The sequence below is a fragment of the Oleiphilus sp. HI0123 genome, assembly GCF_001635315.1.
This window is the reverse complement of sequence record NZ_LWGE01001178.1, coordinates 1-7,172: the sequence shown is the minus strand read 5'-3', so window position 1 is coordinate 7,172 and position 7,172 is coordinate 1. Positions and strand designations below refer to the sequence as shown.

The following is a 7,172-nucleotide window of genomic DNA, read 5'->3' as shown; positions in this document are numbered from 1 at the left end:
CGGATAACGATCCAAATAAGAAGCCGCAACAATTGGGCCCCAAGAGCCGCCAACTAAATATCGACTAGAGTACTTTTGCGCATCAATTCTGACTAATAACTCATGCAAGGCATCCACTTGCTCTTCAAGCGATACCCCCATGCAACCGTAGTTAATTTTTGCACGCCCTTGCCCAGGCAAGTCAAATACCAGGATGCTGTATTCAGTTTGAAAACGAGAGACAAAACTGCGCCATGCAGACATGGTTTGTTTTGCACCGCCAATGCATACCATTAACTTATCTGAAGAGCCATATAGCCTATACGGAATTTCAAATCGTGAGACCTCAAGTTTCCCTGCGATTTTATTCACACAAGCCTCCTTCCACCTAATGTCACTGAGCGAGCAGTTAAGGGTGATAGAAATCAGAGCAGATAACAAGTTAATTGGGTAAGATTTGTGAAAGTATGCCTTAAAAGATCAAAATCTTAATTCAGGCCTTTAGTTAACATCGCCTGATCTACAACAGATTGCCCCCCTAACCAGATCGCACGTAAAGCACGAGAGAGGGCTGTATTCGAAAATGAGGAAACACGCACGTTATTGTAATAAAAACTCACCTTCCCCTCTGGCTTAAAGAATATTTTGAGAGAGTCTCCCTCTTTTACATCTGTATTGATACTGGACACCAGCTTAGTTATTTCTTGAGAAAGCGCCTGAAAGTCGTGATTTGAAAGATTTTTCTCAAGCCCTTCTGACAAAGCATTGTGAACCTTCTCTTTAGGCAAATCTCTTTCATAATTCAGAGTTAGAAGCTCTGCATAATTACTCTTGTTAGACTGGGAAACACTTCGGTAATAAGCGACATCATAGACATCAAAAAATAGGAATGACCGTTCCGCTTCTCCTATCAATACGAATGTATAGGTCTGCTGCATATGCGCTAGATAGCTTATTACGGGAAAACCCAAAGTGCTTGACGCTTCATGTTTCGATTCCGGCCCGGCAAAACTAAGCATAACAGGAACAAAACAGAACAAAGCTATCAAGCTTTTTGAAACCTTACCCAAGCGCCAGCTCCTTGGTTATCTTTGATAAGGCATCCATTGGGTCATCAGCTTGAGTAATTGGCCTACCTATCACCAAATAGTCTGAGCCAGCCTGAACAGCTTCATACGGTGTCATAATCCGCTTCTGATCCCCCACTGAAGCAAATGCAGGCCTTATTCCCGGGGTCACCAACTTAAAGTCAGCCCCTAAGTTAGCCTTTAACTCAGCTACCTCGTGTGAAGAACACACTACGCCATCCATTCCTACATCTCTACTGAGCTCGGCCAATCGATTTACCTGCTGTTGCGCTGACACCTCCAAACCAAGCTCATGAAGGTCTGCGTCTTGCATGCTAGTCAACACCGTAACAGCAATCAACAAGGGCTTTTTCTGATAGCTAGTTAACTTGGAAACGCAGGCTTCCATCATCTGCCGTCCACCAGATGCATGAACATTTACCATCCAGACACCAAGGTCTGCAGCCACAGCAACTGCATTAGCTGTCGTATTTGGAATATCGTGAAATTTTAGATCGAGAAACACCTCAAAACCAAGACCATGCAGGGACTCCAATATCTGAGGTCCACAACGTGTATATAGTTCCTTCCCGACCTTTACCCGGCAGTATGAGGGGTCTAGAGACTCAGCCATTTTTATTGCACTTGCCGAGTCAGGGTAATCAAGCGCAACTATTAGTGGTGATTTTTGTTCTACCGAAGACATGTCTGTACCTTGCATATAAATCCTTACAATTCCGAAATCGTTTAATTCACGACCTTTTTTTCATACTCTAATACCGGTTTAATCGTCTGCCAGCTCTTACAACTAGGACAATTCCAGTGCAGCTGCCCACCGTTAAATCCACACTGAGAACAGCGGTATTTCTCTTTCTTATCACTCTCACGGGATATAATTCTAATCAATTGGCGAGCCAACTTCGGGTGAATGTCATCAGACATGCCCTCCATACTAAATAAATAGTTTAATGCTCGAAGACTTGGCAAACTGGAAAGCTGGTCAAGCAGGAATTCAAATGCTTCATCCTTACGCCCCTGAGCTTCCATTGAAGCAACGACTGCCAACATCACTGGCATCTGCCCTGTATCTTCGTAAAGGTTTTTAAGATACGCCTGATGCTGATCAAAAGATTCTGTCTTGACGGTGCACTCTAACAAAAGAGGCAAAGCTAAAATGATGTCTTCAGGAGCTATTTCTGCAACTTGCTTTAAGAAACGAATAGCTTCTCCATACCTCTCATCCTGTTGAGCAAGCGCAGCCTGTCCAAGCAAAGCCCTGACACACAATTTATTAACTCCCAAAGCCTGCTTAAATAAATTGATTGCTTCCCTTTGCTGGTTACTTTTTAGCTTTTCCTCAGCAAGCTCACAATAGTACTGAGACAGTCGAATCTTTATTTCGGGATGACGCCTTAAATCAATCTCTTTAGCAATGACCAATGCGCCTGACCAGTCTTTTTCACGCTCACAGATATCAAGTAATAAAACCTGACTACGATAGGAGTATCTTTTAGATTGTGTTAATTGTAACAATAAAGACTCTGCTCTATCGAAAAGGCCTGCAGCTTTATAGTCTTTTGCTAGCTCAAATATCACAGCATCACTGGCTTCATTTGAGATTTCTGGGTGAGCCATTAGATTCTGGTGAATTAGTATAGCTTTCTCTACCTCACCTTGTTTTCTAAAGTGCGTACCGATAGAGATGTGTGTTTGAAGAGTTTCTTCGGATACTTCCAGGGAGTTAATCAATCGATCTATAGCATCATCGGAATAACTATCAAAAAGCAGCTGGAGTCGGTGCTTTTCACCGACCTTTGTTTGGCTAGGTTCGCTAGTAGGAGACCTTTTCTGCTTAGCGCTATATCCGAACAACCAGCCTAAAGAAAGCGCTAAAAACAGAAAAACCCAGAGCTGCGCAGTTTCCATTTACTAGCCTTTTGAGGTCGCTCTTCTAAGTCTCGACAGTTTAGTTTCTGTTGTCTGGAGACGCTTATCTTTAATTTTTTTCGAACCAAAAAGGAAAATCTGAGTCGGTACAGAAAATAAGAAACCAAGAATGAGGCCAACAACCAAGCTGCCTAACACCCAAAACCCCACACTAAGAGAGGTGAACTCGACAAATAATAGATCCACAGCTACAAGCGCATCATTTCGTAAAACAAAAACAACACAAGCGAGTAGAATAACTACAAAAAGAAGAAATGAAAGAGCGAATAAAATACGTGCCATTAATAAAACCTGACTCAAATATTGAAACGTGCCTAGATCTTTACCATGTTAACACGCTGACTATATTAGAGGCGAATTTGATTAATAGCCTTCTTTTAGACTCTCATTTACACGATCTCTAAGCTCTTTACCTGGCTTAAAGTGAGGCACATGCTTTGCCTGAAGACTAACAGACTCACCTGTTTTCGGATTTCTACCCATCCTTGGTGCTCGATAGTGTAGAGAAAAACTACCAAACCCACGAATCTCAATACGCTGCCCTGACGACAAGGTATCAGACATAAGATCAATAAGTGTTTTTATCGCCAGCTCAACATCTTTGACTGACAACTGCGTTTGCTTCGCAGCAATAATTTCAACTAATTCGGACTTTGTCATTAACTGTTCGATCCCTAAAAGACTCAACAATAACGTTGCTTTTTTTCAGTGTAGACAAAGAAACCAAAAAAACAAAAAAAACGGGCCTATAGCCCGTTTTTTTTGATTATATTACAACCAGTTAGTTGTATTGATGAAAGCGCATTACTTGTTTTGCATTTGCTCTTTAATCAAATCACCGATTGTAGTTGGTCCAGCAGACTCAACTTGCTTCTCACGAACTTCTTTCATCGCCTGCTTTTCGTCATCGATATCTTTAGACTTAACAGACAAATTAATTACGCGATTCTTACGATCAATATTGATGATCTTAGCTTCTACTTCATCGCCTTCTTTAAGCTGAGTAGTTAGATCTTCAACACGATCCTGACTCATTTCAGAAGCTTTCAAAGTCGCTTCAACATCTTCGCCAAGTTCTACAATAGCTGCTTTCGCATCTACTGACTTAACAGTACCTGTAACGATAGTACCTTTATCGTTAACCTGCACGTATTCAGCAAATGGGTCGCGCTCAAGCTGCTTGATACCTAAAGAGATACGCTCACGCTCTGGATCAACAGAAAGAATCACAGTTTCAATCTCGTCGCCTTTCTTGTACTTACGAACAGCTTCTTCGCCAGTTTCGTGCCAAGAAATATCAGACAAGTGAACTAGACCGTCAATGCCGCCATCCAAACCAATGAAGATGCCGAAGTCAGTGATAGATTTGATCTTACCGCTAACTTTATCTTCTTTGTTGAACTTGCTTGAGAACTCTTCCCAAGGATTAGCGTGACACTGCTTAATACCTAGAGAAATACGACGACGCTCTTCATCGATATCAAGAACCATTACTTCAACTTCATCACCTAACTGAACAACCTTAGATGGGTGAATGTTCTTGTTAGTCCAATCCATTTCAGAAACGTGAACAAGACCTTCAACGCCTTCTTCAATTTCTGCGAAACAACCGTAGTCAGTTAGGTTAGTTACGCGCGCAGTTACACGAGTATTCTCTGGGTAACGCTCTTTGATCTGTACCCATGGATCTTCACCTAGCTGCTTAAGGCCTAGTGAAACACGGTTACGCTCACGATCAAACTTCAATACTTTAACATTGATCTCGTCACCAACATTTACGATTTCACTTGGATGCTTAATACGCTTCCAAGCCATATCTGTAATGTGTAGAAGACCGTCAACACCACCTAAGTCAACGAAAGCACCGTAGTCAGTAAGGTTCTTAACGATACCCTTGGCTTCCATACCTTCAGCCATTGACTCAAGCAATGCTTCACGTTCTGCACTATTTTCAGCTTCAAGCACTGAACGACGAGAAACAACAACGTTGTTACGCTTCTGATCTAGCTTGATAACTTTAAATTCTAATTCTTTACCTTCAAGGTGTAGCGTGTCACGTACTGGACGAACATCAACCAATGAACCAGGAAGGAAGGCACGGATAGTTTTCAGCTCAACAGTGAAACCACCTTTAACCTTACCGTTAATCACACCTTTAACGATTTCTTCAGCTTCAAATGCTTTCTCAAGCTCTTTCCAAGCTTCAGCACGCTTAGCCTTCTCACGAGATAGGCGTGTTTCACCGAAGCCATCTTCAACAGCATCTAGTGCAACATCAACAGAGTCACCGATCTTTAATTCGACTTCACCGCTCTCGTTAACAAATTGAGATAGAGGTATAACACCTTCTGACTTTAGGCCAGCGTTTACTGTAACCCAGTCGCTATCAATATCTACTACAACACCCGCAATAATTGCTCCCGGGGTCATATCGATTTCATTTAGACTCTCTTCAAATAACTCTGCAAAGCTCTCGCTCATTACAATTCCTGTGTGATTAAATTCTCCGTACCACCAGCATGTACGGTTTATTTATTGAAATGGGTTTTGCATTGCTGGCCAACGTTAACCAAAACCCAAAAGTTTAGAAGTCGTATTTATTAAGATTTCCGCTCAATAAAATTAACAACTTCCTTTAAAACTTCTTCGATAGAAAGCCCTGTAGTATCAACATGATACGCATCTTCAGCGGCTTTGAGCGGAGCATTTTTTCGCCCCATGTCTCGGGCGTCTCGCTCTTCTATCTCCTTTAAAAGGGGCGCGATTTTAACATCTTCCCCCTTCGCCTTCAACTGCTTAAAGCGTCTATCCGCCCTAGCTTCTGCGCTCGCTGTCATAAATACCTTATATTCTGCCTCTGGAAACACCACTGTCCCCATATCTCGACCATCAGCAACCAAGCCAGGCTCGACTGCAAAGTTTCTTTGCCTTTGCAATAATGCTGCGCGAACAGATGCCAAAGGCGCTATCTTTGACGCATCATTACCCACAGTTTCTGTACGAATATCATTCGTCACATCCTGACCACCAAGTAATACTCTGACAGGCTCACCGTACTCAGATGGAACGAATTCAACATCTAACTTCTCAGCGACTTCAGCCAAAGCCTCTTCGTTATCGAAAGCAACCCCCAACCTAGTAGCAGCCAGCGCGGTAAGACGATAAAGCGCCCCGCTATCAAGCAAAGACCAGCCCAAATGCTTCGCCACGAGCTGAGCAATACTCCCCTTACCCGCGCCGCTGGGACCATCTATCGTTAATACTTTGCATGTCATTCAACTATCTCCAATTTTTTGAATGTCACGAAATTTTTCAGCACCATTCTTTACTACAACTCGTTTTACTCGGAATCGTCTTCAACGCTAATATTCAGACCCACTTCACTAGCCAACTCAACAAAATTTGGAAATGACGTCGCAACATTAGCACAATCCCTAATCACGATTTCACCCTTCGCTCTTAATGAAGCGACAGCGAAAGACATCGCTATTCTATGATCGCCATGACTATGAACTGTACCGCCTTGAATCTCAGAATTCTTGATCACTATACCGTCGTGCTTAACATCCGTTCTAACACCCAGCTGCGCCAAACCATCAGCCATCACTTGTATACGGTCGCTTTCCTTAACACGAAGCTCTTCAGCGCCACTTAAGACCGTCTCTCCCTCAGCACAAACCGCAGCAATAAACAAAACAGGAAACTCATCGATCGCAAGCGGAACCTGATCCTCTGGAATTTTAATTCCTTTAAGAGGTGCATGCTTAACACGAATGTCGCCTACAGGCTCACCACCTACGACAGACTCATTCATTACCTCTATATCAGCACCCATCTGGCGTAAAATGTTGATAATACCAACACGCGTAGGGTTTAGGCCTACGTGCTTGAGTGTCAAATCAGCGCCTGGGCAGATAGATGCAGCAACCATAAAGAAAGCTGCAGAGGAAATATCCGCAGGCACATCAATAGACCCGCCTTTCAGAGAACCACCTCCAGCCAAAGTAGCAACTGCACCCTCTCGCTTTACCGGATAACCAAAACCATTAAGCATACGCTCTGTATGGTCTCGAGTCGGCGCTGGCTCCTGAACCTGTGTTTCGCCATCAGCGTATAAGCCCGCCAATAACAAACAAGACTTTACTTGCGCACTGGCCATTGGCATATCATAACGAATAC

General features: G+C 43.0%; 8 protein-coding genes and 1 pseudogene. All 9 read right to left on the bottom strand.

Translation table 11 applies throughout. The annotated features are described in order from the left end of the window. The coding region (locus A3761_RS13000; protein ID WP_197473039.1) for an alpha/beta fold hydrolase at positions 1-351 on the bottom strand (351 nt) is incomplete at its 3' end. Between the two features lie 116 nt (positions 352-467). Next, entirely contained in the window at positions 468-1,049 is a 582-nt protein-coding gene (locus A3761_RS12995; RefSeq protein ID WP_068509304.1) for a chalcone isomerase family protein, read from the bottom strand. Next, entirely contained in the window at positions 1,042-1,767 is a 726-nt protein-coding gene (pyrF, locus tag A3761_RS12990; protein ID WP_082865164.1) for an orotidine-5'-phosphate decarboxylase, read from the bottom strand. Before pyrF ends, A3761_RS12995 begins: the two co-directional genes overlap by 8 nt. Positions 1,768-1,793: 26 nt before the next feature. Beyond that, positions 1,794-2,972, bottom strand: a complete 1,179-nt coding sequence (locus A3761_RS12985) for a tetratricopeptide repeat protein (protein ID WP_068553344.1) — start codon at positions 2,970-2,972, stop codon at positions 1,794-1,796. Positions 2,973-2,975: 3 nt separating this feature from the next. Continuing rightward, a complete protein-coding gene (locus A3761_RS12980; protein WP_068553343.1) occupies positions 2,976-3,275 on the bottom strand; it encodes a LapA family protein in 300 nt (99 codons plus the stop codon). An 81-nt stretch (positions 3,276-3,356) separates the two neighbouring features. After that, positions 3,357-3,653 (bottom strand): integration host factor subunit beta, encoded by a 297-nt coding sequence (locus A3761_RS12975; RefSeq protein WP_068509308.1) that lies wholly within the window; start codon positions 3,651-3,653, stop codon positions 3,357-3,359. Between the two features lie 144 nt (positions 3,654-3,797). Further along, the gene (rpsA, locus tag A3761_RS12970) at positions 3,798-5,474 is read right to left on the bottom strand and encodes a 30S ribosomal protein S1 (RefSeq protein WP_068509310.1); all 1,677 of its coding nucleotides are present in this window, start codon (positions 5,472-5,474) and stop codon (positions 3,798-3,800) included. 119 nt (positions 5,475-5,593) lie between these two features. Further along, positions 5,594-6,268 carry a (d)CMP kinase gene (gene cmk, locus A3761_RS12965; protein WP_068553342.1) on the bottom strand — a complete coding sequence of 225 codons (675 nt, stop codon included), beginning with the start codon at positions 6,266-6,268 and terminating at the stop codon, positions 5,594-5,596. 65 nt (positions 6,269-6,333) lie between these two features. Then, positions 6,334-7,172, bottom strand: a pseudogene (locus tag A3761_RS12960) (bifunctional prephenate dehydrogenase/3-phosphoshikimate 1-carboxyvinyltransferase); the annotation flags it as partial.